Origin of the sequence: Woronichinia naegeliana WA131, assembly GCA_025370055.1 — a bacterium.
Classification (GTDB): Bacteria; Cyanobacteriota; Cyanobacteriia; order Cyanobacteriales; family Microcystaceae; genus Woronichinia; species Woronichinia naegeliana.
The window spans coordinates 5803699-5828982 of record CP073041.1 but is presented as its reverse complement, the minus strand read 5'-3'; the positions used below and the strand labels follow the sequence as shown (position 1 = coordinate 5828982).

General features: G+C 38.9%; 14 protein-coding genes and 16 pseudogenes. 18 read left to right on the top strand and 12 right to left on the bottom strand.

The window, feature by feature from the left end; all coding sequences use genetic code 11:
• Window positions 1–164 precede the first annotated feature (164 nt).
• The 4 genes and pseudogenes from KA717_29550 (at window position 165) to KA717_29535 (ending at window position 3452) form a co-directional block, all read left to right on the top strand.
• On the top strand, window positions 165–1244 hold the full coding sequence (locus KA717_29550) for an ISL3 family transposase (protein ID UXE59820.1): 1080 nt from the start codon (window positions 165–167) through the stop codon (window positions 1242–1244).
• 102 nt (window positions 1245–1346) lie between these two features.
• Window positions 1347–2684: pseudogene (locus KA717_29545) on the top strand (IS5 family transposase).
• Between the two features lie 227 nt (window positions 2685–2911).
• Window positions 2912–3106: pseudogene (locus tag KA717_29540) on the top strand (transposase).
• 70 nt (window positions 3107–3176) lie between these two features.
• On the top strand, window positions 3177–3452 hold the full coding sequence (locus KA717_29535; GenBank protein UXE59819.1) for a transposase family protein: 276 nt from the start codon (window positions 3177–3179) through the stop codon (window positions 3450–3452).
• On the opposite strand, the gene KA717_29530 is transcribed toward KA717_29535, so the two are convergent.
• A complete protein-coding gene (locus KA717_29530; protein UXE59818.1) occupies window positions 3449–4561 on the bottom strand; it encodes a transposase in 1113 nt (370 codons plus the stop codon). The genes KA717_29535 and KA717_29530 overlap by 4 nt on opposite strands.
• A 141-nt stretch (window positions 4562–4702) precedes the next feature.
• Between KA717_29530 and KA717_29525 the strand changes: the two genes are divergently transcribed.
• Complete coding sequence (locus tag KA717_29525; GenBank protein UXE59817.1) at window positions 4703–4864, top strand: hypothetical protein; 162 nt, start codon at window positions 4703–4705, stop codon at window positions 4862–4864.
• Between the two features lie 10 nt (window positions 4865–4874).
• On the opposite strand, the pseudogene KA717_29520 reads toward KA717_29525, so the two are convergent.
• From KA717_29520 to KA717_29505, 4 genes and pseudogenes are all read right to left on the bottom strand, one after another.
• Window positions 4875–5483, bottom strand: a pseudogene (locus KA717_29520) (ISKra4 family transposase).
• Window positions 5484–5703: 220 nt separating this feature from the next.
• A pseudogene (locus KA717_29515) lies at window positions 5704–7040 on the bottom strand (IS5 family transposase).
• A gap of 124 nt (window positions 7041–7164) precedes the next feature.
• A pseudogene (locus tag KA717_29510) lies at window positions 7165–7626 on the bottom strand (ISKra4 family transposase).
• A 57-nt stretch (window positions 7627–7683) separates the two neighbouring features.
• Window positions 7684–8073, bottom strand: coding sequence for an ISAs1 family transposase (locus KA717_29505; protein UXE59816.1), 390 nt, complete (start codon window positions 8071–8073; stop codon window positions 7684–7686).
• A 188-nt stretch (window positions 8074–8261) separates the two neighbouring features.
• Here KA717_29505 and KA717_29500 point away from each other — a divergent pair.
• Window positions 8262–9543 (top strand): annotated as a pseudogene (locus tag KA717_29500) (ISKra4 family transposase).
• 128 nt (window positions 9544–9671) lie between these two features.
• Here the strand turns inward: KA717_29500 and KA717_29495 are convergent.
• Window positions 9672–9953: pseudogene (locus KA717_29495) on the bottom strand (ISAs1 family transposase).
• Window positions 9954–10196: 243 nt separating this feature from the next.
• On the opposite strand from KA717_29495, the gene KA717_29490 reads away from it, so the two are divergent.
• The 4 genes and pseudogenes from KA717_29490 (at window position 10197) to KA717_29475 (ending at window position 12507) form a co-directional block, all read left to right on the top strand.
• Window positions 10197–10325 (top strand): IS1-like element transposase, encoded by a 129-nt coding sequence (locus tag KA717_29490; protein UXE59815.1) that lies wholly within the window; start codon window positions 10197–10199, stop codon window positions 10323–10325.
• Between the two features lie 74 nt (window positions 10326–10399).
• Window positions 10400–10645 carry a hypothetical protein gene (locus tag KA717_29485; protein ID UXE59814.1) on the top strand — a complete coding sequence of 82 codons (246 nt, stop codon included), beginning with the start codon at window positions 10400–10402 and terminating at the stop codon, window positions 10643–10645.
• A gap of 124 nt (window positions 10646–10769) precedes the next feature.
• Window positions 10770–12107: pseudogene (locus tag KA717_29480) on the top strand (IS5 family transposase).
• A 250-nt stretch (window positions 12108–12357) separates the two neighbouring features.
• Window positions 12358–12507: pseudogene (locus tag KA717_29475) on the top strand (IS1 family transposase).
• A gap of 16 nt (window positions 12508–12523) precedes the next feature.
• On the opposite strand, the gene KA717_29470 reads toward KA717_29475, so the two are convergent.
• Together KA717_29470 and KA717_29465 are read right to left on the bottom strand one after the other, a co-directional pair.
• Entirely contained in the window at window positions 12524–12763 is a 240-nt protein-coding gene (locus KA717_29470; protein UXE59813.1) for a hypothetical protein, read from the bottom strand.
• 17 nt (window positions 12764–12780) lie between these two features.
• The gene (locus KA717_29465; GenBank protein ID UXE59812.1) at window positions 12781–13224 is read right to left on the bottom strand and encodes a helix-turn-helix domain-containing protein; all 444 of its coding nucleotides are present in this window, start codon (window positions 13222–13224) and stop codon (window positions 12781–12783) included.
• A gap of 83 nt (window positions 13225–13307) precedes the next feature.
• Between KA717_29465 and KA717_29460 the strand changes: the two are divergent.
• Together KA717_29460 and KA717_29455 are read left to right on the top strand one after the other, a co-directional pair.
• Window positions 13308–13562: pseudogene (locus KA717_29460) on the top strand (transposase).
• 761 nt (window positions 13563–14323) lie between these two features.
• Window positions 14324–15182, top strand: a pseudogene (locus KA717_29455) (IS5 family transposase).
• Window positions 15183–15568: 386 nt separating this feature from the next.
• Here the strand turns inward: KA717_29455 and KA717_29450 are convergent.
• Entirely contained in the window at window positions 15569–15997 is a 429-nt protein-coding gene (locus tag KA717_29450; GenBank protein ID UXE59811.1) for a hypothetical protein, read from the bottom strand.
• A 181-nt stretch (window positions 15998–16178) separates the two neighbouring features.
• Between KA717_29450 and KA717_29445 the strand changes: the two genes are divergently transcribed.
• Window positions 16179–17315 (top strand): beta-ketoacyl-ACP synthase, encoded by a 1137-nt coding sequence (locus KA717_29445; GenBank protein ID UXE64811.1) that lies wholly within the window; start codon window positions 16179–16181, stop codon window positions 17313–17315.
• 367 nt (window positions 17316–17682) lie between these two features.
• Window positions 17683–18381: pseudogene (locus KA717_29440) on the top strand (transposase).
• Window positions 18382–18609: 228 nt separating this feature from the next.
• On the opposite strand, the gene KA717_29435 reads toward KA717_29440, so the two are convergent.
• Window positions 18610–18870, bottom strand: coding sequence for a hypothetical protein (locus tag KA717_29435; GenBank protein ID UXE59810.1), 261 nt, complete (start codon window positions 18868–18870; stop codon window positions 18610–18612).
• Window positions 18871–18952: 82 nt separating this feature from the next.
• On the opposite strand from KA717_29435, the pseudogene KA717_29430 reads away from it, so the two are divergent.
• Window positions 18953–20234: pseudogene (locus KA717_29430) on the top strand (ISKra4 family transposase).
• Between the two features lie 19 nt (window positions 20235–20253).
• Here the strand turns inward: KA717_29430 and KA717_29425 are convergent.
• Both KA717_29425 and KA717_29420 read right to left on the bottom strand, forming a co-directional pair.
• Window positions 20254–20973, bottom strand: coding sequence for a transposase (locus KA717_29425; GenBank protein UXE59809.1), 720 nt, complete (start codon window positions 20971–20973; stop codon window positions 20254–20256).
• Window positions 20974–21102: 129 nt separating this feature from the next.
• Window positions 21103–21258, bottom strand: a complete 156-nt coding sequence (locus KA717_29420) for a hypothetical protein (GenBank protein UXE59808.1) — start codon at window positions 21256–21258, stop codon at window positions 21103–21105.
• Window positions 21259–21388: 130 nt separating this feature from the next.
• On the opposite strand from KA717_29420, the pseudogene KA717_29415 reads away from it, so the two are divergent.
• The 3 pseudogenes from KA717_29415 to KA717_29405 all read left to right on the top strand — a co-directional run bounded on the left by KA717_29415 (window position 21389) and on the right by KA717_29405 (window position 25257).
• A pseudogene (locus tag KA717_29415) lies at window positions 21389–22045 on the top strand (transposase).
• A gap of 1230 nt (window positions 22046–23275) precedes the next feature.
• Window positions 23276–23847, top strand: a pseudogene (locus tag KA717_29410) (ISKra4 family transposase).
• Between the two features lie 128 nt (window positions 23848–23975).
• A pseudogene (locus tag KA717_29405) lies at window positions 23976–25257 on the top strand (ISKra4 family transposase).
• Window positions 25258–25284: the final 27 nt, after the last annotated feature.

The following is a 25284-nucleotide window of genomic DNA, read 5'->3' as shown; positions in this document are numbered from 1 at the left end:
AAAACTAGATTATAAAACTTCAATAAAGTTCATGGGAAGTTTATGCTATAATTGCTGTAATCCTTTCTCAGAAATGGTTTTAAAGCATAATATAAAGTTTTGGATTTTCTCCAAAAGCATTTTATTGCCTTTCAGTTATCATTGTATTTTAATAAAGTTAACCTATGCCTTCTAATAGTGAATTAAGCCTTTTAACTAAATGTTTAGACTTAGATGATGTAAAAGTCATCAATTTTGGATTCATACCTGAGTTCGGTCTAGTCATTTCAGTGGAGAATAAATGTCCAATAGTAGAATGCCCTAAATGTCAAAGCAAAACGGGTAGAGTAAATAGAAATGATAGCCAGTTGATTAGAGATTTACCGATGATGGGTAAAATGGTTCATTTAAATATTAATCGTCGTCAAATGAGATGTCAAAAGTGCGGTCATAAATTTGTCGAAGAATTAAGCTATGTGAAGAAAAACAGAAAATTTACCAATAGAATGGTAGAGAAGATTATCAAAGAAGTCATCAATAGTGACATAAAAAATACAGCGCTCAATAATGAAGTGAGTGAGCAAGAAATTCAAACAATGCTAAAAGACAAAGGAGAAGAACTAAAAAAGGGGAAGCCAGTAGGGCTGAAAAAGTTAGGGATAGATGAAATAGCGTTAGAAAAAGGTAAGCAGAATTATTGTGCAGTATTAGTAAATATAGAAACGGGGGAGCTGTTAGGGATATTAGAAAAGCGAAACAAGGAAGAATTGATAAAATACATGAAAGAATGGGGGGAAGAAGTGCTTTTAGGTATTGAGGAGGTAAGCATAGATATGTGGAGACCCTATCAAAAAGTGGCGGAAGAAATGATGCCAGAAGCGGAGGTAGTGGTGGATAGATTTCATGTAATGAAGCAGATTAATGAGGAGTTAGATAAAGCGAGAAGAAGTGCGAAAAGAGAAATGGAATTAAGGATCAAAAAAGCAAAAAACAAAAAGAAGAAACAGGAATTAAAAAGCCAGTTAGAAATACTTAAAAATAGCAAATATGTCTTACTGAAAAATCGGGAAGACTTGGAAGAAGAAGAGGTGAAAAAAATGGATGATATCCTCAAAAATTATGAGGAGCTGGGGAGTACGTATCGCCTAAAAGAAAAGCTAAGACAGATATTTAACACCTGTGAAAACTGGGCGGATGGTTTATTAAGAATAACCAACTGGATGCGAAAAGCGATATACTATTTAGGGCTTGCTGAAAAAAGCTGAAACCTTTACGGAGAAAAATAGTAGGCGAATTAAGAACCGCTAGAATGCACGAAAATAGGGTAGAATGCCTCAAAACCATTGCATTAAGAAGAGAGAAAGCAGATGTACCGAAAGCAACAGTACTCAATTGAAACACCAGAAAACTTGAAAAATCTGTTCGGCGGGCAGTTAGACGAAGAAAATCGTTGGATAGAAATGTCAAAAATGATTCTTTGGGAAGAATATGAGGAAGAATATGCAAAAAACTTCACAGAAAAAAAAGGAGCCCCAGCCAAATCATTTAGAATGGCATTAGGAGCATTAATTATCAAAGAAATTTCAGGAAAAAGTGACAGAGAAACAGTAGAACAAATAAAAGAGAACCCTTATTTACAGTACTTTATAGGAATGGAAAGCTATAGTAGCAAAGAAGCATTTAATGCGTCAATGATGGTTCATTTTCGTAAAAAAATAGGAATGGAATTAATAAATAAAATTAATAAAGAAATAGAAAAAAAAGCGACGGGTGTAGCGTCAGAAAAAAAAGAAAATGAAGGAAAGTTATTGTTAGATGCGACTTGTACACCAGCAGATATAAAATATCCAACGGATATAGGAATATTGAATGATGCCAGAGAAAAAACAGAAAAAATAATAGATAAGCTGTATGAAGAAATAAAAGAGAAAAGGAAAGAAAAGCCGAGGACTTATAGGGAAGTGGCAAGAAAAGAGTACTTAGCCATAGCAAAAAAACGTCGTGTGTCAAAAAAAGAAAGAAGAAAAGGAACAAAAAAACAACTAGGATATATAAAAAGAAACTTGTCTGATATAGAAAAAATGATAGAAGAGGGAGCAAAGTTAGAAAAACTAACGAAAAAAGAGCAAGAAGAGCTTGTAACGATAGGAAAAGTGTATGAGCAACAGTTAGAAATGTATGAAAAAAAGACAAATAAAGTAGAAAACAGAATTGTGAGTGTAAGCCAACCTCACGTGCGTCCAATAGTGCGTGGAAAAGCGGGAAAAGCAGTAGAGTTTGGAGCTAAAATATCGGCAAGTAATGTGAATGGCTTTGTCTTCTTAGACAAATTAAGTTGGGATAATTACAACGAATCGGGAGATTTACAAGCGCGAATAGAAGAATATAAAAGGGAAACAGGATGTTATCCGGAATCGGTTCATGTGGATAAAATCTATCGAACAAAAGCGAATCGAGCTTATTGTAAAGAAAGGGATATAAGAATGAGTGGTCCCCGATTGGGAAGACCGCCGAAAGAGGTGAGCAAAGAAAAAAAGAAAGAGGCACGCTCAGATGAAAGAGTGCGTAATGCCATTGAGGGTAAATTCGGACAGGGAAAGAGGAAATTTAGTCTTGGTCGAGTGATGGCCAAACTACCTGAGACCTCGGAAACGGTAATTGCGATGAACTTTTTGGTAATGAATCTTTCTACTCTACTTCAGAAGACAAAAAGTAAAAAGTTGTAGAGTCGTTTTTCTTGTGAAAAATGGTGTTAATTTTCCTCTCTTTTGTGAGGAGTGATTTGTGTTGACCTTTTTAGACAGAAAGGAACAATAGATTAAACAAAATCTGTATTTTGATTTGTTTCCATAAGGATAAGTTATCTATGCTTTTTCAGTCCATACTTCCCTAACCCACATTTCTTTCGTTTTTTGACTTTTTCAGCAAGCCCTATTTACCGAAGAGTTGTGGGGTAATAAGAAGATGGTTAGGGGAGATAGTGGCTTATTTTGATAATAGAACAACTCAAGGGGTTGTAGAAGGAATAAATAATAAGCTAAAGGTAATTAAGAGACGCAGTTATGGGTTTAGAAACTTCGACAACTTTGTGCTACGATGTGAGCTAAGTTTTGCTTCTGTTTATTAATTTTACCTAGCAACTCTGGTAGAACCAGAAAAGGCTATTATTTAAAAAAAGTAAGTGAGTGAGGTCAAAGATGGCAAAAGGCTTCGGCGCAAGAGTTCTAACCCCACAACAAGAAAAAGAAGTCAAAATTATCAAAAGAAGCATACTGAAACATTTTCAGTGCCTAAAAGAACCGAGAACAGGGAGAAGGCAAGACCATAACTTAACAGCAATTGTCACCATAGGAATATTGGCAGTATTGTCAGGGGCAGATGGCTTCGTAGCAATTGAAGCCTATGGCAAAGCCAAACGAGAATGGCTAGAAATGTTTCTAGACTTACATCTTGCACCAAAACTCATGTTCTAAGTTGTGACAGCAACTAACTGAAGTTGGAGTCCAAAAGATTGCAAAAGTGGACGTAATCGCTCGACTTGAGAAAAAAGGGAACAAAGAGCAACATCAGGAAAAAGTGTCTGAAGAGCAGAAGCAGAAGCTTGACCCCAATCAGGTGGTTTAGAGGAGTCAGTAGAAAGATAAACCCAATGGGCAAGAAGAAAACTAATCATCGAAAGAAGCAACCAGCGATAAACCCCCAGAAGAGTTTGTTGACCAAAACGATGTAAACCAAAACGATGTTTTACGGTCTTGAAAAAGCCCTCAATACTCCATCTTCGCCGTCCCCACCAGATAATGGTACTGGACTTAAGAGGACGAGTCGATAAGACGAAGCGTTTTTCGAGTTTGCCGTTACGTTTGAGGTAGAACCAAGAGATAGTAACAGGGAAAGATAATCCATCAAGAGTGACCTGTTGTCCTTTTTTGAGCAAATCACGAAGCTGACGACCATCAGCTAATTTACGGTCACAACGCACACCGACGATAACCGCAAGACGGCGTTTTTTCATCGCTTGAAGGAATTGCACACTACTAAAGGCGGTATCGGCTAAAATGACAACCCGAAAAGCACTCAGGAGTTCTTTAGGTAGGCTATCCACTAATCGCACCGCGAGTTGAGCGGGACTTCTTGTTTCTTTACCTCTCCAAACTCGAAATCCCCAGGGGACTCGAAATTCTCCTATCACCAGATAAATCACCAAAAGATGTAAACCCCTCTTCCCGTGAAGAACATGAATTAAATGCTCAAAAGCCTTAAATTTTCCGCATTTCTCCAGTGTCGTTAAGTCCACAATCACCTGCAACCAAGGTCGTCTTCCTCTTGGAGCATAGGTAAGTAGTTCTTTGAGAATTGCTTTTCGCACTGCTCGGATAATTTGGCGAGTACCCCAATCATACTGATTCAAAAATCGGCTTAAGGCCGAGGGTGATTTTGTTTGACTATGTTGGGGTAGAGGATGACCTTGAGCTTCTAGGAATAGCCCCAACATTGCCTGCAAACTATCGCGTTGATAGGAGGTCGGCATCAAACCTAGCAATGTATAAACTAGGGTCTGGGCTTGTATAAGAATGGTTTCCATTGTTTTGCTGTTTTTTCACTTCTACTCCTTTTTCCACTTTCTTGACCCTTTCCGCCAGTCGTTCTTTTGTTCTGCTGCAAGATGTAAGTAGAGTTACCAAAGGGAATTCCCTCTCACGATACCTTTGGAAGAGTATTTGGAATGTTGGAAACAGAAGAACTAGAAAAAAGTTTTCTGAGCTGGATAAGCAGTCTAACGGAGAAAATGGACATAGAGCTGATACAGATAGATGGAAAAACGAAAAGAGGTTCTTATGATAGGGAAAAAGGACTAAATGCGGGGAGCATCCCAGATTTGCAATGAGTAAAAGTACTCAGGCAATAGCTTCATTGAGATAAGCACAGCGTAATCTCAATATTTGAGGAACGTTTTCTGACTTCCAACAAGCCCCTGCTATTTGTATTCTCTTGCCAATTTGTTTGATTTTTGACTCTACACTTCCTGAGCCAATGCAGATACCTAAGTCTTGATAGAGTCCATAATCTGGCATTCTGCTTTCATGTTTCTTCATATAATTGATGAAGTTAATTGCTTCCTTTTGTTTTGAACCGTTCAATTCTTTAATTGCTGAATCTTGCTCCCCTTGCCATAAGTACGTCTCTATTTGCCTCTTTACCTTTTTTGAAACTTTCACTTTATGGATATTTTCCACCAAGTGATACCAATCCAATACTTCCCTTCTTTCGTCTTTATCCCTTATCTTTTCTATCAGATTCCAAATCCCATCATGTCCATCTCCTAAGCAAGTTACTACTCTCGCTAATGGTTGATTATTTGTCCAAGCGATTAATTCTTCCTGCGCTTGAAAAAATGCCGCACATACCTGACCATGTAAGCTTACTGCTTTATAATTTTTCCAGATACTTTCTTCGCCTACGCTCGTTCGTATTCTTACTGTTCCGCCATCTATGCTTAGGGCTTGCTGAAAAAGTCAAAAAACGAAAGAAATGTGGGTTAGGGAAGTATGGACTGAAAAAGCATAGATAACTTATCCTTATGGAAACAAATCAAAATACAGATTTTGTTTAATCTATTGTTCCTTTCTGTCTAAAAAGGTCAACACAAATCACTCCTCACAAAAGAGAGGAAAATTAACACCATTTTTCACAAGAAAAACGACTCTACAACTTTTTACTTTTTGTCTTCTGAAGTAGAGTAGAAAGATTCATTACCAAAAAGTTCATCGCAATTACCGTTTCCGAGGTCTCAGGTAGTTTGGCCATCACTCGACCAAGACTAAATTTCCTCTTTCCCTGTCCGAATTTACCCTCAATGGCATTACGCACTCTTTCATCTGAGCGTGCCTCTTTCTTTTTTTCTTTGCTCACCTCTTTCGGCGGTCTTCCCAATCGGGGACCACTCATTCTTATATCCCTTTCTTTACAATAAGCTCGATTCGCTTTTGTTCGATAGATTTTATCCACATGAACCGATTCCGGATAACATCCTGTTTCCCTTTTATATTCTTCTATTCGCGCTTGTAAATCTCCCGATTCGTTGTAATTATCCCAACTTAATTTGTCTAAGAAGACAAAGCCATTCACATTACTTGCCGATATTTTAGCTCCAAACTCTACTGCTTTTCCCGCTTTTCCACGCACTATTGGACGCACGTGAGGTTGGCTTACACTCACAATTCTGTTTTCTACTTTATTTGTCTTTTTTTCATACATTTCTAACTGTTGCTCATACACTTTTCCTATCGTTACAAGCTCTTCTTGCTCTTTTTTCGTTAGTTTTTCTAACTTTGCTCCCTCTTCTATCATTTTTTCTATATCAGACAAGTTTCTTTTTATATATCCTAGTTGTTTTTTTGTTCCTTTTCTTCTTTCTTTTTTTGACACACGACGTTTTTTTGCTATGGCTAAGTACTCTTTTCTTGCCACTTCCCTATAAGTCCTCGGCTTTTCTTTCCTTTTCTCTTTTATTTCTTCATACAGCTTATCTATTATTTTTTCTGTTTTTTCTCTGGCATCATTCAATATTCCTATATCCGTTGGATATTTTATATCTGCTGGTGTACAAGTCGCATCTAACAATAACTTTCCTTCATTTTCTTTTTTTTCTGACGCTACACCCGTCGCTTTTTTTCTATTTCTTTATTAATTTTATTTATTAATTCCATTCCTATTTTTTTACGAAAATGAACCATCATTGACGCATTAAATGCTTCTTTGCTACTATAGCTTTCCATTCCTATAAAGTACTGTAAATAAGGGTTCTCTTTTATTTGTTCTACTGTTTCTCTGTCACTTTTTCCTGAAATTTCTTTGATAATTAATGCTCCTAATGCCATTCTAAATGATTTGGCTGGGGCTCCTTTTTTTTCTGTGAAGTTTTTTGCATATTCTTCCTCATATTCTTCCCAAAGAATCATTTTTGACATTTCTATCCAACGATTTTCTTCGTCTAACTGCCCGCCGAACAGATTTTTCAAGTTTTCTGGTGTTTCAATTGAGTACTGTTGCTTTCGGTACATCTGCTTTCTCTCTTCTTAATGCAATGGTTTTGAGGCATTCTACCCTATTTTCGTGCATTCTAGCGGTTCTTAATTCGCCTACTATTTTTCTCCGTAAAGGTTTCAGCTTTTTTCAGCAAGCCCTGCTTAGACTTTCTATTTTCCCTTTACCTTGAGCTTCTTGAAATTCATACCCTAATGCTAATCGGTGTTGACTGCTTTTTGAGATGGACATTCCCGTCGTCATCTTGATTGTTTTTTCTCCTCTCTCAAATGACTCACAGGCTACAATATTTAAGCAGCATTTTTCTAAATAAGGACTCACTTGTTTATTTTTTTCTAACCCTAGCTTTTTCGCCTGTTTTTCTGTAATTTTTACTTTTCCGATAATACTGTCCACTGTTCTTTCTCTTCCTGCTTTTGTTCCTGTTGCTGTTTCACAAAAAAAACGGCCAATAGCTGGACTTACGACCGTCAACATTTGCTCTCGTACCGCTAGTTCTATACTTTCAAAGCTTTTCAAGTCTTCTTTTTGCGTATTTCTGACCATGATTTCTGCGATAGCTTTGAGATGGTCGTCTAATTTTTGCTTATCTTCAACGTTCATTTTTTGTACTCCAATTTTTATAACTTTTTAGATTATCCCCTTTTCCCTTCTTTGTAACTAAGCATTTATACTTACTGCAAATTTGGGATGCTCCCGCAGGCTACTGATATAGTAGCGAGTCTCATACTCTGTTTTGTCTTTCAATCGTCTCTCCGCTTTAATCATACAGATGCTCGTCAACTTTGCCCATTTCTCCGCACCCAGCAAAAATTCTGTTTGTTCCATCGTCCAGCAACGGCGAATTTCAATCCGTCCATGTCCCTTGTCTATTGTTTGATGAAAATCATGCTTAATTCCCGCAAAATTAACCGATTGAGCATGAGCAAATAATTGTTCAACATCCTCACATAGATTACCTTGATTGCCTTTCAATGCCAAAACATAATCTCCCCCTCGCCCTACTATCTGTTGGGCAATCTTTGTCTGAGTTCCCATGGCATCCAGCAATTCTCAGTTTTAGACACAGCAAGCCTTTTAGGGATTTAAAGAACATTTCAAAGGGGGTTTTTGGGGCAATCCTGTATGTACTATTGCGCCTAAAAGCCTGAAGACTCGTAAAATGGGTGCGACCTTTAGTTGATGAAGGAAAAGAAAAGTGTTAACATGAGATGAAAAGTGACAAAGAGGAAACAATGATGACAGCAAAACTAATTAATGTAGAGGGTTCAAAGATAAAAATAGAACTAACATTAGAACTAAGTCGTTCAATGTTGGATACAGAAATAAATATTCAAAAAGGCTTAAACGAAGTAGGTTGCATCGCCAGCAAAGAAGCCTTGAAATATTTAGATACAGATGGTTCACCCTTAAAAATCGGTGAAGAAATCTGGAAGAGTAAGGGAGAGCAACCGAAAGAATATCAAACACCTTATGGTGAGGTTATAGTGAATCGTCATGTATATCAGCGTTCACCTTTGAGGAAAAACGTATTGCCCCTTAGAAAGAGAAGCAAGGATAATCATAACATCAACGCCATTATTGGCAAAACAGGTATCCTCAAAAATGTCAGGGATGGCAGGCAAAGAGGTGAAAAATGATTTATTAGAAAATCATGGTAGAAAAGTAGCGCTATCCTATATCCAAAGATTGAGTGAAGCAGTAGGAAGTGTGGTACAGGCAAAAGAAGAAGCGTGGAGTTATGCCCCGCCCAAGGAGGATAGCCAAATTGCAACAGTGGGAATAGGATTAGATGGAACCTGTATGCTGATGTGTGAGGATGGCTACCGTGAAGCAATGGTGGGAACCGTTTCCCTATACGATAGTGAAGGCGAACGTCAACATACAATCTATCTAGGTGCGGCACCAGAGTATGGAAAAAAGAGTTTTCTAGAAAGATTAGAAAGAGAAATTGAGCGAGCGAAAAACCGTTATCCAGAGGCAACATTGGTCGGGATAGCAGACGGGGCAGAATCAAATTGGAAGTTTTTAGAAAAGCAAACGGAAGAACAGATATTAGATTTCTATCATGCCTCTGGTTACTTAGGTGCCTTGGCAGAAGCGTTGCATCCGAATACCGTGTCAAAACAAAAAGAATGGTTGACTGAAAATTGTCGAGAACTCAAGCATGAAAAAGGAAAAGCAGGAGAACTGCTAAATCTGATGAAAGAAGTCAAAGAAGAAAAAAGTCATTCTAAGAATCTTACCGAGAAACTACAAGCGGCGATTACTTATTACGAGAATCATCAGCATCAAATGGATTATGCTGAATACATAGAGAAAAAGTATCCGATTGGTTCAGGTGTTACGGAAGCAGCTTGTAAGACGTTGGTCAAACAACGATTATGTTGTTCAGGGATGCGATGGAAGGAAAAAGGAGCAGGAATTATTTTGAGCCTACGAGCTTTGGTATTGACCAAGGAACGATGGAGTCAATTTTGGGCAAAACTTGATCAATATGGGTTCCCTGTAGAACCCTGATTACAACAGCTTTTATCAACTAAAGGTCGCACCCCGTAAAATGAACTTGTTAATCCCGTTGAATTTTACCCCGTATTACGCGAACTAAAACCTGAAACTCTTGCTACAGCGCAAATTTAGAATTGCTGCATGGCATCAATCGTTACGATACAACCTTTGACCTCTAGCATTTTCAGGAGTTTGGGTATCGCCGTGATTTCATTCGATTTGCTTTCCACCTTGCACTGTCCTAGTACTAGACGATTTGCTGTTGCCCATGCACTTACCATCTGAATTGCGCCCTTTCCGTTGGCATTATCATAGGAGTGGCGAAGGGTTTTGCCGTCAATCGCTATCACTTCCCCTTCACTTACCTCCGCTATACTTTTGACCCAATGCAGAAAACAGTCTTGAAATTGCTCTGGATTCAGACTAGTAGTCTAAGGCGTAAGTTAAGAGGTCGTGTTCTAAACCTGTGGAAAAGAGTAATAATAAATAAATGTAAATCTTAAAATTGGTGTGCCATGCTATTCAAAGCAATTGTTTGCCCAAGTTGTCAAAGTACGGATATTGTGAAACACGGCCCCTCTGGGGAGGGGAAAGAGCGTTACAGATGTCGTAATACAGAATGTAAGCGTTGCACATTTATCTTAAACTATACTTATAAAGGTTATTTGCCAGAAGTAAAGGAAAAGATTGCCGAAATGGCAATGAATGGTAGTGGCATAAGGGATACAGCCCGTGTGCTGAGGATTAGTCCATCAACAGTGATTAGTGAACTAAAAAAAAAGAGTCTAGTTTAGTATTCGTCAACGAAAAAAAACTAGCAGAACTGGAACCCAGTCAGAGTATTGTAACGCTCTGCCAATGGAATGACGTGGAAGCAGAACTCGACGAAATGTGGGGTTTTGTGAAGAGCAAAAAAGAGCAAAGATGGTTATGGCACGCTATTGATCATAAGACAGGTGAGATATTAGCTTATGTTTTGTCTGGTCACAAAGACGAAGCATTTCTAAGGCTAAAAGAGTTGTTAGAACCTTTTGGTATTACTCAATATTATACAGATGGATGGGGGGCTTACGAACGACATATTGAGCCAGCATTGCATGAGGTGGGTAAGTAGGGCTTGCCGAAAAAAAGCTGAAACTCTTACGGAGAAAAGATAGTAGCCGAATTAAGGACAGGCAGAATACAGGGAAATAGGTTAAAATGGCTTGAAAACCTTGCCGGAAAAGGAGGCAAAACATATGTACGGAAGACAACAGTACGAAACTAAGACACCAGAAAACTTCAAAAATCCGTTCGATGGGCAGTTAGACGCAGAAAATCGTTGGGTAAAAATGTCAAAAATGATTCCCTGGGAAGAATATGAGGAAGAATATGCAAAAAACTTCACAGAGGAAAAAGGAGCACCAGCGAAATCATTTAGAATGGCGTTGGGGGCATTAATCATCAAAGAAATGTTAGGAATAAGTGATAGAGAAACAGTGGAACAAATTAAAGAAAATCCTTATTTACAGTATTTTATAGGAATGGAAAGCTATAGTAGCGAAGAAGCATTTAATGCGTCAATGATGGTTCATTTTCGTAAAAGAATAGGAATGGAATTAATCAATAAAATTAATAAAGAAATGGTAAAGAAGTTCGAGGGAGTAGTGTCAGAAAAAAAAGAAAATGAAGGACAGCTATTGTTAGATGCAACTTGTACACCAGCAGATATAAAATATCCAACGGATATAGAAATATTGAATGAAGCAAGAGAAAAAACAGAAGAAACAATAGATGAGCTTTATAAACAAATACAAGGAAAAGAGAAAAAAAAGCCAAGAACGTATAGAGTAGCAGCAAGAAAAGACTACCTAGAGATAGTCAAAAAACGTCGTGTGTCAAAAAAAGAAAGAAGAAAAGGAATAAAAAAACAACTACAATATGTAAAAAGAAACTTGTCTCATATAGAAAAAATGATAGAAGAGGGAGCCAAGTTAGAAAAACTAACGAAAAAGGAGCAAGAAGAGCTTGTAACGATAAGAAAAGTGTATGAGCAACAGTTAGAGATGTATGCAAAAAAGACGAATAAAGTAGAAAACAGAATTGTGAGTATAACCCAACCTCACATCCGTCCAATAGTGCGTGGCAAAGTAGGAAAAGCAGTAGAGTTTGGAGCTAAAATATCGGCAAGTAGTGTGAATGGCTTTGTCTTCTTAGACAAATTGAGTTGGAATAATTATAACGAATCGGGAGATTTACAAGAGCGAATAGAAGAATATAAAAAGGAGAGAGGATGTTATCCCGAATCGGTTCATGTGGATAAAATATATCGAACAAAAGCGAATCGAGCTTATTGTAAAGAGAGGGGAATAAGAATGAGTGGTCCCCGCTTGGGAAGACCACCGAAAGAGGTGAGCAAAGAAAAAAAGGAAGAGGCCCGCTCAGATGAAAGAGTGCGTAATGCCATAGAGGGTAAATTCGGACAGGGAAAGAGAAGATTTAGTCTGGGTCGAGTGATGGCCAAACTTCCTGAAACCTCTGAGACTGTGATAGCGATGAATTTTTTGCTAATGAATCTTTCTACTCTACTTCAGAAGACAAAGAAGAAAACAAAAAGTAAGAAGTTGTAGAGTCGTTTTTCTTCTGAAAAATGGTGTTAATTTTCCTCTCTTTTGTGAGGAGTGATTTTTGTTGACTTTTTGTAGAAAGAAAGGGACAATAGATTAAACAAAATCTGTATTGTGACTTCTTTCCATAAGGAAAAGTTATCTGTGCTTTTTCCGTCCATACTTCCCTAACCCACATTTCTTTCGTTTTTTGACTTTTTCAGCAAGCCCTAAGTATAATACTCAAAAAATCGAACGAAAGCACTTGACATTGAGAACTCGAATAAAGAGATTAGCGAGAAAAACGATTTGTTTCTCCAAATCTATTGTGATGCACGATATTGTCCTTGGATTATTTATCAATCGCTTTGAATTTGGATGTCTTATTTAGATGTGCTTCCACAGATTCAGAACACTACCAACATAAAGATATTGGCTGTTCCATTGCGTTCATATTCGTAATCATGCGCCTCTGGCTGTCCAGGTTTGGCTGGTAGAGGAAGGCGGGTTTCTTTGACCAATTGTATAGGTTGCTCATCCATGCAAATCACTGGACAATTGGGGTCATAGGGTCGGTGATAAATTTCTAGAACATCTTCCATGTTAGACACAAATTCGGCACTCTTTTCTGGTGGAATCACGTACATCTGTCGCAGATGAGGTTTTAGTTCGTTTTTTTTAACACTTGACGCACGGTTTCGTGACTAATTGCTGGCACAATTTCTAACTCGACCGCCTTGTCGGCTAGTAACCTCAATGTCCAACGGGCTTGACCAGCAGGCGGTTCTCCACAACGTAAGGCGATTAGTTTTGCTTCTACCTCTCCATCAATAATCGGTTGACGAGGCGGCGTTTTGCGGGGCTTGTGGCTTAATGCTGACTCCACACCTTCATTGACCAATCGCTCCCTGAGATTGGCGACTGTGTTACGGTGACAACTAAAGGCGGCGGCAGCTTCCTCATCCGTCCATCCTTGTCCATTCACATCAATGTTTAACAGAATATTGGCGTGCTTAATTTTGTAAGCCGCTCCTTTGCCGATGGATACCAAATCTTTTAGGGTCTGACGTTCTTCTTGACTTAATCGGACAATATAGGTCTTGAGCATGGTTACTTATTACGATATCTGTTGAGGTAATGAATAGCCTCTCCATTTTCCCTCAAATTCACAATCTTTAGCTTGACAGACCACTAGTGGGAATTGCTCCCATGAACTGTGACAGTGGGCAAATGCGAGGAAAACGACGTATTATCGGTGGACGAGCAAGGGTGCGTGCCGTGCTGTATATGTCAGCCCTAGTGGCAATACAACACAATCCGGTAATTAAGGCGTTTTATCAAAAATTGCTCCAGGCAGGTAAGGCCAAAAAAGTAGCTTTAATTGCCTGCGCTCATAAGCTATTGGGATTTCTTCATGCTATAGTCAAGAGTCAAAAACCTTGGTGATGTCCTGAAAATATAGAGACAAAGGAGGAAAAACTGCAAGCGTGCTAATTCTCTGATATTGGTTGAAAGAGTTAACATAACTCATTCTCTGACGAGTTGTATGAGGATGAGTTGTTTGTTTTGACTAATTTTATTTGATAGCGATCCTATCAAGGCCTTGACAAACAAGATAATCGCTAAATCCCCCAGTATTGGGTAGGGCTGATTCATTCTAACAAATCTCAATCAATCAAATCCTTATCTGGCAAGGTTTTAAGGCGATTTCTCAGAATAAATATTTGAAAATTTTTAAAAATACCTTACTTTGCTTACCCCATAAGCGATTGAAGAGAGACAAAAAAGGAATCAAACCAGAGAATGAATCAGCCCTACCCAATACTGGGGGATTTAGCGATTATCTTGTTTGTCAAGGCCTTGATAGGATCGCTATCAAATAAAATTAGTCAAAACAAACAACTCATCCTCATACAACTCGTCAGAGAATGAGTTATGTTAACTCTTTCAACCAATATCAGAGAATTAGCACGCTTGCAGTTTTTCCTCCTTTGTCTCTATATTTTCAGGACATCGCCAAGGTTTTTGACTCTTGACTATAGCATGAAGAAATCCCAATAGCTTAGACCTCTTGCATAAATATTATATGTTACAGTAAAGGGTTAACTAAAATACGTTTTATACAAACAGTGGCATAAATTTACCGTATAAAAACAGAAAATGCTATCGTGAAAGTGGAAACTAAAATCACTCATCGTAATTTAATTATGGAATATAGCAAGGCAAGAAAACTATCAGCAAATCGATTCAAGAGACTGACAGGGGTTCAAAAACCGACATTTAAGCGAATGGTAGAGTTGGTCAAAAATGAGGAGAAAAAAAAAGAAGGTTGGTTGTCCGTGTAAATTGAGAATAGAAGATCAAGTTTTAGTGGCCCTTCAATATTTAAGAGAATATAGAACACAGTACCATATTAGAACAGACTGGGGAGTATCAGAATCAACGGTGTGTCGTACAACTCAGAAAATCGAAAATAGCTTAATTCGCTCAGGAGTATTCAGTCTACCTGGAAAGAAAGAGTTACGTCAAAAAGGGACAGAAGAAAAAGTAGTGGCAATGGATGTAACAGAGAGTCCGATAGAAAAACCAAAAGAAAATCAGAAAAATTATTATAGTGGGAAGCAAAAAGAACATACATTAAAGACGCAAATAATTGTTGACCTAAAAAGCCAGAAAATCATCTGTCTAGCGAGTGGTAAAGGGAGAGTGCATGACTTCAAGCTATTCCAAAATAGTGGAGTAAGAGTAGGAGATTTGATAAAAATGATAGCGGACAAGGGATATCAAGGAATTGCCAAAATTCATAAATGAAGTGAAACACCGATTAAGAGAAAAAAGGGTAAAAAATTAAGTAAAGAGGAAAAGCAATATAATCGGTTGTTAAACCGTCTTCGAGTAGTAGTAGAACACGTTAATCGACGATTAAAAATTTTCAGAATATTATCTTCAACCTATAGAAATAGACATCGTAGGTTCGGTTTAAGAGCAAATTTAATAGCAGGTATTTATAACTACGAATTAGAAACAAAAGAGTTAAAAACTAAGGTGGAGATGAAAACAGAATAATTTATTCAAGATAATTTATTCTTTAAGTTCAGCTTTTGGAGACAAGCTGAGCGGATTGAGTGTGCCAATTTTTTGTTCTTCTACTTTAAGAGATTATTTTGGCTTGATTTTCGATGAGTTGTTCACCGTTTTTGACAGTCGAGGCGAATTTTCTAGATTAAATGTATTTTTCATATCAACCGTTAAAAAACTTTTGCAAGAGGTCTACTCAATCTTTGGATATAGGATAGCGCTACTTTTCTACCATGATTTTCTAATAAACGTCTGATGTGAGTTAAATAACCTAGTAGTCAGCAAGGGTTTTAGCCCCCCCCTTTAATTAGAGAAAGCATCAATTAAACGAGTTTACGCCATTCCATGCTCCAACTCACATCAGGCGTAATAAATCATTTTTCACCTCTTTGCCTGCCATCCCTGACATTTTTGAGGATACCTGTTTTGCCAATAATGGCGTTGATGTTATGATTATCCTTGCCTCTCTTTCTAAGGGGCAATACGTTTTTCCTCAAAGGTGAACGCTGATATACATGACGATTCACTATAACCTCACCATAAGGTGTTTGATATTCTTTCGGTTGCTCTCCCTTACTCTTCCAGATTTCTTCACCGATTTTTAAGGGTGAACCATCTGTATCTAAATATTTCAAGGCTTCTTTGCTGGCGATGCAACCTACTTCGTTTAAGCCTTTTTGAATATTTATTTCTGTATCCAACATTGAACGACTGAGTTCTAATGTTAGTTCTATTTTTATCTTTGAACCCTCTACATTAATTAGTTTTGCTGTCATCATTGTTTCCTCTTTGTCACTTTTCATCTCATGTTAACACTTTTCTTTTCCTTCATCAACTAAAGGTCACACCCGATTCATCTAAAACTGATTAGCAATAACCCTTTCAAACAATTAAAATAATCATTTCTTAGTGGGTTTTCCCCCGATCCTGGCTGCCTAAATTTTATTAAGGAGAGAGCTTGCAGTGAAGATCGTGATTACCGGCATGGGTTTACGTTCTGCGTTGGGAAATTTAACCGAGAGTTGGCAATCTCTCCTCCAAGGCAGATCGGGACTGAGCTTGCACCAGCCCTTTTCCCAATTCGTGCCAATTCCCCTGGGTTTAATGGCCAGCTTACCCAGTACCTTACCGCCCCTGGTGGCGGCGATCGCCCAGGATGCACTCCAGGATGCTCAATTAGTTGCACCGTTAGAAGATTGCGGCGTGGTGGTTGGTTCTAGTCGAGGTTGTCAAGGTATTTGGGAACAATGGGCTAGTTCAAAGCAACCAGTTATAGAAAATTGGCTGGAAACCTTACCCCACCAAGCTTCTCTTTTAACGGCTGATCAGATCGGTCGGGCAGAACTGATTTTATCGCCAATGGCGGCCTGTGCAACCGGAATCTGGGCGATCGCTCAGGGCTGTCAATTAATTCAACAAGGTCGTTGTCAACGGGTACTAGTGGGAGCCATAGAAGTACCGATTACGCCCCTAACTTTAGCCGGTTTTCAACAGATGGGAGCCTTAGCTGCAAAGGGTTGTTATCCTTTTTCCCAGGAGCGAGAAGGATTAGTGCTCGGAGAAGGTGGAGCTATTTTTGTACTTGAATCTTCCACTTTGGCTCAACAACGAGGGGCAAAAATCTATGGGACAATTCAGGGCTGGGGTTTTAGTTGCGATGCGAGTCATGTTAGTGCGCCAGCAATCGATAATCACAGTGCAACCTTAGCTGTTAAACAATGTTTAGAAAGAAGTCGGTTAACGCCAGACGCGATCGATTTGATTCATCCTCATGGAACGGGAACCCAGTTAAACGATCGCCGAGAAGCTGACCTCATTCAATCTCTTTTTCCGGCATCGGTGGCCGTTAGTTCTAGCAAGGGGGCAACGGGTCACACGTTAGGTGCATCAGGAGCTTTGGCCGTTGCTTTTAGTGTGATGGCATTACAGGAGCAAGTCTTGTTTCCCAATGTGGGTCTGCGAACTCCAGCTTTTGATCTAAATCTGGTTAAAAAAACCTATGCAGCAAACCTTCGTTATGCTCTCTGTTTCAGTTTTGGTTTCGGTGGACAAAATGCGGCGATCGCCTTAGGGGGTAGTGATTCGATAGTAGTGTTCAGCAATTCCAAATTCAAACAGTAGTGTAGGATACAGAAGTGATTTTGCTTCTGTCTTTCACAATAGAGTGAACGAGTTGGTAGTGATTCGATAGTAGTGGTAGTCTAAATCCCACATTCCGCAGGTTGTCGAAGAGGAACACTAGTTCACGCGAGCTAGTATCGGTACTTGTGCATTGATTTCGGGCAAGGATAAAAAATGTCAATAAAGTTCTAAAATGGAGTCTTGTCTTAGATAGAATCAACAGTAAAAACGAATAACCTAAATAGGGCTTGCTGAAAAAAGCTGAAACCTTTACGGAGAAAAATAGTAGGCGAATTAAGAACCGCTAGAATGCACGAAAATAGGGTAGAATGCCTCAAAACCATTGCATTAAGAAGAGAGAAAGCAGATGTACCGAAAGCAACAGTACTCAATTGAAACACCAGAAAACTTGAAAAATCTGTTCGGCGGGCAGTTAGACGAAGAAAATCGTTGGATAGAAATGTCAAAAATGATTCTTTGGGAAGAATATGAGGAAGAATATGCAAAAAACTTCACAGAAAAAAAAGGAGCCCCAGCCAAATCATTTAGAATGGCATTAGGAGCATTAATTATCAAAGAAATTTCAGGAAAAAGTGACAGAGAAACAGTAGAACAAATAAAAGAGAACCCTTATTTACAGTACTTTATAGGAATGGAAAGCTATAGTAGCAAAGAAGCATTTAATGCGTCAATGATGGTTCATTTTCGTAAAAAAATAGGAATGGAATTAATAAATAAAATTAATAAAGAAATAGAAAAAAAAGCGACGGGTGTAGCGTCAGAAAAAAAAGAAAATGAAGGAAAGTTATTGTTAGATGCGACTTGTACACCAGCAGATATAAAATATCCAACGGATATAGGAATATTGAATGATGCCAGAGAAAAAACAGAAAAAATAATAGATAAGCTGTATGAAGAAATAAAAGAGAAAAGGAAAGAAAAGCCGAGGACTTATAGGGAAGTGGCAAGAAAAGAGTACTTAGCCATAGCAAAAAAACGTCGTGTGTCAAAAAAAGAAAGAAGAAAAGGAACAAAAAAACAACTAGGATATATAAAAAGAAACTTGTCTCATATAGCTGGACAGTGGGAAGTTTATGGATGCCAGATAAGGTAATGACTATGCGACGAAAGTAAGCATATCAGGGCTTGAGGAAGAGGCAAGTTTAGCGGTAAGGAATTTAGGCAAAAGCAGACTGGGTGGACTTTGAGGAAAAATCATTTGGGCTTGATGTTGAAGGGCTAGTTGAGCAATCCGTTCACTAGGGTAGCCATGGGATGGTAATGTCCGAAACCATCAAGGAAAATTAGCCCAAATCCCCTGGGGTAACTCTAAGGCGAGAATTTGAAGTAGCCCTAAAGCAATGGCATTAAGGTTAACAAAACGCTCAAAGGCTTCTACCTTGTTTAAAATCTGAGTCTGAACAGCTTGTGGATAGTCACTGAGGATAAGATTGCTGGGCCAGGTAGGTAAAGTAGGAAGACTCTTAAGCCAAAAACGATAGGCAAAGCTGCCCAAAAGATGGACTAATTGACGAAAAGTGACTTCAATCTTCAATCGGAGACGGGTGTGACCTTTAGTTGATGAAGGAAAAGAAAAGTGTTAACATGGGATGAAAAGTGACAAAGAGGAAACAATGATGACAGCAAAACTAATTAATGTAGAGGGTTCAAAGATAAAAATAGAACTAACATTAGAACTCAGTCGTTCAATGTTGGATACAGAAATAAATATTCAAAAAGGCTTAAACGAAGTAGGTTGCATCGCCAGCAAAGAAGCCTTGAAATATTTAGATACAGATGGTTCACCCTTAAAAATCGGTGAAGAAATCTGGAAGAGTAAGGGAGAGCAACCGAAAGAATATCAAACACCTTATGGTGAGGTTATAGTGAATCGTCATGTATATCAGCGTTCACCTTTGAGGAAAAACGTATTGCCCCTTAGAAAGAGAAGCAAGGATAATCATAACATCAACGCCATTATTGGCAAAACAGGTATCCTCAAAAATGTCAGGGATGGCAGGCAAAGAGGTGAAAAATGATTTATTAGAAAATCATGGTAGAAAAGTAGCGCTATCCTATATCCAAAGATTGAGTGAAGCAGTAGGAAGTGTGGTACAGGCAAAAGAAGAAGCGTGGAGTTATGCCCCGCCCAAGGAGGATAGCCAAATTGCAACAGTGGGAATAGGATTAGATGGAACCTGTATGCTGATGTGTGAGGATGGCTACCGTGAAGCAATGGTGGGAACCGTTTCCCTATACGATAGTGAAGGCGAACGTCAACCTACAATCTATCTAGGTGCGGCACCAGAGTATGGAAAAAAGAGTTTTCTAGAAAGATTAGAAAGAGAAATTGAGCGAGCGAAAAACCGTTATCCAGAGGCAACATTGGTCGGGATAGCAGACGGGGCAGAATCAAATTGGAAGTTTTTAGAAAAGCAAACGGAAGAACAGATATTAGATTTCTATCATGCCTCTGGTTACTTAGGTGCCTTGGCAGAAGCGTTGCATCCGAATACCGTGTCAAAACAAAAAGAATGGTTGACTGAAAATTGTCGAGAACTCAAGCATGAAAAAGGAAAAGCAGGAGAACTGCTAAATCTGATGAAAGAAGTCAAAGAAGAAAAAAGTCATTCTAAGAATCTTACCGAGAAACTACAAGCGGCGATTACTTATTACGAGAATCATCAGCATCAAATGGATTATGCTGAATACATAGAGAAAAAGTATCCGATTGGTTCAGGTGTTATGGAAGCAGCTTGTAAGACGTTGGTCAAACAACGATTATGTTGTTCAGGGATGCGATGGAAGGAAAAAGGAGCAGGAATTATTTTGAGCCTACGAGCTTTGGTATTGACCAAGGAACGATGGAGTCAATTTTGGGCAAAACTTGATCAATATGGGTTCCCTGTAGAACCCTGATTACAACAGCTTTTATCAACTAAAGGTCGCACCCTCGGAGACCGTAAGCGGCAATAATCTCAGGTCCAGTCAAACAGAGATCAGTAGAAAGCAGAATCAGTCGTCGTCCGTTAGGCAATTGGGTCAGAACAAACTTGACGAGCTGATGGGGACTATCCCAGTGGAACTCAAAGCACTGATAAGAAACCGTGACTTGTTGACCATAGAGCCAGACTTTAGCTGTCGGAAAGTCCGCCGCCAGAGCGAACAGCTTTTCTAGTTTTATCGAACTCCCCCAAATCCGTGGTCGTCCTCTCCCCGTCAGCGTCGGCACGGAACAAAAGGGGGCATAGGCGACGGTGGAGCAACGCACTCTTGTGATTAGATGCAAGGCGTTCTGGCGAAAACTTTTGAGCACTGGTTCGCAAGCAAAATAAGCATCCAAAATTACATAACTCCCTGCCTCTGCGTAAGTAACACAAAGGTCAGCCATTTTTGTCACCAGGCTCGTCTTCACCTTTTTTTTGCCTTTTCCCTCCCCCTTCTCGGTTGCTTTGGACTTGATGCCATCGTCTAGCCGCAACACTAAGGGCAAGGCAAAGCAGGCTTTCCCTACTCCCACCAAAATACTCAAGGCATTGAAGTAATGACCCCTTATCCACTCTGGCTTGGACACATCTTCCGATTCTTGGTGTAGTCGTTTTACACCTGGCATCTTGCGTCCTTCTTTCCCCACTTTGATGCCATCACCCACATACACCCGTTTCCCTTTAATTCTGTATAGACTTTCATGCTGACTTAGCCACTTTGACCATTGTAAAGTTAGTCCTTCGACCCTAAACGCCTTGGAATCAAACCAATGTAGAGCCTGATTGTAGTAGCTCTCTGTTCAGCCAATGGCATTGACATAGCTAGTTATTGCGCTGGGTTGGCTGTTGAGCACTACTCCCCAGACTAACAGGATAAACCATTGGAACGTTGCTTCTCGGCTAAAGGCTGGACGGAGATTATTGAGGATTTGCTCTAGTCGCTGACATAGTTGCATAATTGATAGATAGCACTGGCTATCGATTTTCTTATATCAGCCAGTTTCGGACATAACGGCACTCTTTTGTATCGGATGTCCGATTTTCTTTTCTCCACTTACACGCCTCGAGAACTTCCCACTGTCCAGTCATATAGAAAAAATGATAGAAGAGGGAGCAAAGTTAGAAAAACTAACGAAAAAAGAGCAAGAAGAGCTTGTAACGATAGGAAAAGTGTATGAGCAACAGTTAGAAATGTATGAAAAAAAGACAAATAAAGTAGAAAACAGAATTGTGAGTGTAAGCCAACCTCACGTGCGTCCAATAGTGCGTGGAAAAGCGGGAAAAGCAGTAGAGTTTGGAGCTAAAATATCGGCAAGTAATGTGAATGGCTTTGTCTTCTTAGACAAATTAAGTTGGGATAATTACAACGAATCGGGAGATTTACAAGCGCGAATAGAAGAATATAAAAGGGAAACAGGATGTTATCCGGAATCGGTTCATGTGGATAAAATCTATCGAACAAAAGCGAATCGAGCTTATTGTAAAGAAAGGGATATAAGAATGAGTGGTCCCCGATTGGGAAGACCGCCGAAAGAGGTGAGCAAAGAAAAAAAGAAAGAGGCACGCTCAGATGAAAGAGTGCGTAATGCCATTGAGGGTAAATTCGGACAGGGAAAGAGGAAATTTAGTCTTGGTCGAGTGATGGCCAAACTACCTGAGACCTCGGAAACGGTAATTGCGATGAACTTTTTGGTAATGAATCTTTCTACTCTACTTCAGAAGACAAAAAGTAAAAAGTTGTAGAGTCGTTTTTCTTGTGAAAAATGGTGTTAATTTTCCTCTCTTTTGTGAGGAGTGATTTGTGTTGACCTTTTTAGACAGAAAGGAACAATAGATTAAACAAAATCTGTATTTTGATTTGTTTCCATAAGGATAAGTTATCTATGCTTTTTCAGTCCATACTTCCCTAACCCACATTTCTTTCGTTTTTTGACTTTTTCAGCAAGCCCTAAATATTAAAGACCTCGACCACTTAGGAATCGTAGCGGGAATTATAGATGAAATGGGTTTAGTAGAAATTATCGATGAGGAAGTGGGAACTCATCCTCAAGAAAAGCTCAGTGTAGGTACAATAGTAAAAGCAATGATATTAAACTGCTTAGGATGTATCAATGCTCCGTTATATTTGTGGCTCTTCTGGATTGACGTTGAAAAATGTATAATAAGATACCCTATATGAGGATGGCATCAATGTTATTTTTTCTAGAAAATCTGGTAGATTTGCCAAAGGTAAAAATAAGAAATGTTATTCAAGAAGGAACAGAGGCTTTTTTGATACTGAGTTGTCAAGAGGAAGAAGTCAAATGTAATTAGGGCTTGCTGAATAAGTATAGAACCCTTGCCAGATAATGCTTTCAAGCATTTTAAAAACGATCAGGTGCAAGGTTATGGCCTTTGGAGGCTCAAAGCCCATGCACGTCGTTGGAAAACTGGGGGTTGAAATTGGAAACTACTCTCTGAAGTCACCATTTTTCGCCTCCTGTGGCATCTAGGTTCGTTTTGTGGACTTTTTCAGCAGACCCTAATTACTGTGGAAGATTAACCGATGAATTACATCAGACCAACAATCTACTTATAAGGGATTTGCCCATTTCTGGTCAAACAGTGTACCTACAAGTCCCTCGTCGTAAGTTTTATTGTAAAAAATGTCAAAGGTTTTTTACAGAAAACCTAGAATTTATGGAAGCACGTAGAAAATATACAGTGCGGTATGAAGAATATGTGTATAATCGAGTAAATGTGAGCAGAGTGGAACAAGTAAGCCGAGAAGAAGCCCTATCTTGGGATAAAGTTCATGGAATTTATCAACGTCAATGGGGAGCATCTCACTTATGCAATAAGTATTAATACTTATGGGCAGAAAAATAAGACTTTGAACTTTATCGAACTTTATCAAAAAAAGAAATGAGAGTATAATAGTCGAGACCCACTTTCCAAAATCTATCCCAATTGAGGAACAATCTCATGTTATCAGTGTTATCAGAAAATGAAAAAAGGATTCAAGAGTTATGTCAAGAGTTGGGAGAATGTCTCTATCAACAATCTCAAGTTAAAACATTTAATAATTTGGGAGAAATAGAGGAGACTGTCAGAGACTTAATGATTCAGTATGTCAACCCAGAAATAGGTATTTTTTTGTCAAAACAAGTACCGAGGAAACCACAGGTCGGATACGAACAGTAAAAAGTATTTTGGGGGAATTGCCCATTACAGAAAAACAAGCGAAGAAATTAGAACTAAAGCCTCGAACTCAGATGAGTCCAATGTTAGAGAAGAACTGTTTGCTACTGAGTGGCGATGAGTCTTATGAAAAAGCAGCTAAGAAAATCCAATCATTGACGGGAATTGCTGTTTCTCACAGTACGCAACAACGCCTTGTACATCGCTATCATTTTGAAGAATTACCCTCTAACACAGAAGTCGAAGAAATTAGCATAGATGGTGGGAAGGTACGACTCAGAACTCCCAAGGGAGAACCCTTAATTTGGCGTGATTATAAAGGAGTCAGTTTTCATCAATTGGGGGTAGCTGCCTTTTTTATTGACGGGGAGCATCTCACCTTTGCAATAAGTAGAAATACTTAACGAGGTAAATGAAAGGGGTGTGACCTTTAGTTGATGAAGGAAAAGAAAAGTGTTAACATGGGATGAAAAGTGACAAAGAGGAAACAATGATGACAGCAAAACTAATTAATGTAGAGGGTTCAAAGATAAAAATAGAACTAACATTAGAACTCAGTCGTTCAATGTTGGATACAGAAATAAATATTCAAAAAGGCTTAAACGAAGTAGGTTGCATCGCCAGCAAAGAAGCCTTGAAATATTTAGATACAGATGGTTCACCCTTAAAAATCGGTGAAGAAATCTGGAAGAGTAAGGGAGAGCAACCGAAAGAATATCAAACACCTTATGGTGAGGTTATAGTGAATCGTCATGTATATCAGCGTTCACCTTTGAGGAAAAACGTATTGCCCCTTAGAAAGAGAAGCAAGGATAATCATAACATCAACGCCATTATTGGCAAAACAGGTATCCTCAAAAATGTCAGGGATGGCAGGCAAAGAGGTGAAAAATGATTTATTAGAAAATCATGGTAGAAAAGTAGCGCTATCCTATATCCAAAGATTGAGTGAAGCAGTAGGAAGTGTGGTACAGGCAAAAGAAGAAGCGTGGAGTTATGCCCCGCCCAAGGAGGATAGCCAAATTGCAACAGTGGGAATAGGATTAGATGGAACCTGTATGCTGATGTGTGAGGATGGCTACCGTGAAGCAATGGTGGGAACCGTTTCCCTATACGATAGTGAAGGCGAACGTCAACCTACAATCTATCTAGGTGCGGCACCAGAGTATGGAAAAAAGAGTTTTCTAGAAAGATTAGAAAGAGAAATTGAGCGAGCGAAAAACCGTTATCCAGAGGCAACATTGGTCGGGATAGCAGACGGGGCAGAATCAAATTGGAAGTTTTTAGAAAAGCAAACGGAAGAACAGATATTAGATTTCTATCATGCCTCTGGTTACTTAGGTGCCTTGGCAGAAGCGTTGCATCCGAATACCGTGTCAAAACAAAAAGAATGGTTGACTGAAAATTGTCGAGAACTCAAGCATGAAAAAGGAAAAGCAGGAGAACTGCTAAATCTGATGAAAGAAGTCAAAGAAGAAAAAAGTCATTCTAAGAATCTTACCGAGAAACTACAAGCGGCGATTACTTATTACGAGAATCATCAGCATCAAATGGATTATGCTGAATACTTAGAGAAAAAGTATCCGATTGGTTCAGGTGTTACGGAAGCAGCTTGTAAGACGTTGGTCAAACAACGATTATGTTGTTCAGGGATGCGATGGAAGGAAAAAGGAGCAGGAATTATTTTGAGCCTACGAGCTTTGGTATTGACCAAGGAACGATGGAGTCAATTTTGGGCAAAACTTGATCAATATGGGTTCCCTGTAGAACCCTGATTACAACAGCTTTTATCAACTAAAGGT

Excerpts from the sequence above, each read along its gene's own strand:
- KA717_29550 (UXE59820.1), top strand. The coding sequence starts at position 165 with ATGCCTTCTAATAGTGAATTAAGCCTTTTAACTAAATGTTTAGACTTA.
- KA717_29535 (UXE59819.1), top strand. The coding sequence starts at position 3,177 with ATGGCAAAAGGCTTCGGCGCAAGAGTTCTAACCCCACAACAAGAAAAA.
- KA717_29420 (UXE59808.1), bottom strand. The coding sequence starts at position 21,258 with ATGCAACTATGTCAGCGACTAGAGCAAATCCTCAATAATCTCCGTCCA.
- KA717_29470 (UXE59813.1), bottom strand. The coding sequence starts at position 12,763 with ATGTACGTGATTCCACCAGAAAAGAGTGCCGAATTTGTGTCTAACATG.
- KA717_29450 (UXE59811.1), bottom strand. The coding sequence starts at position 15,997 with ATGAAAAGTGACAAAGAGGAAACAATGATGACAGCAAAACTAATTAAT.
- KA717_29530 (UXE59818.1), bottom strand. The coding sequence starts at position 4,561 with ATGGAAACCATTCTTATACAAGCCCAGACCCTAGTTTATACATTGCTA.
- KA717_29525 (UXE59817.1), top strand. The coding sequence starts at position 4,703 with ATGTTGGAAACAGAAGAACTAGAAAAAAGTTTTCTGAGCTGGATAAGC.
- KA717_29445 (UXE64811.1), top strand. The coding sequence starts at position 16,179 with ATGGGTTTACGTTCTGCGTTGGGAAATTTAACCGAGAGTTGGCAATCT.
- KA717_29465 (UXE59812.1), bottom strand. The coding sequence starts at position 13,224 with ATGCTCAAGACCTATATTGTCCGATTAAGTCAAGAAGAACGTCAGACC.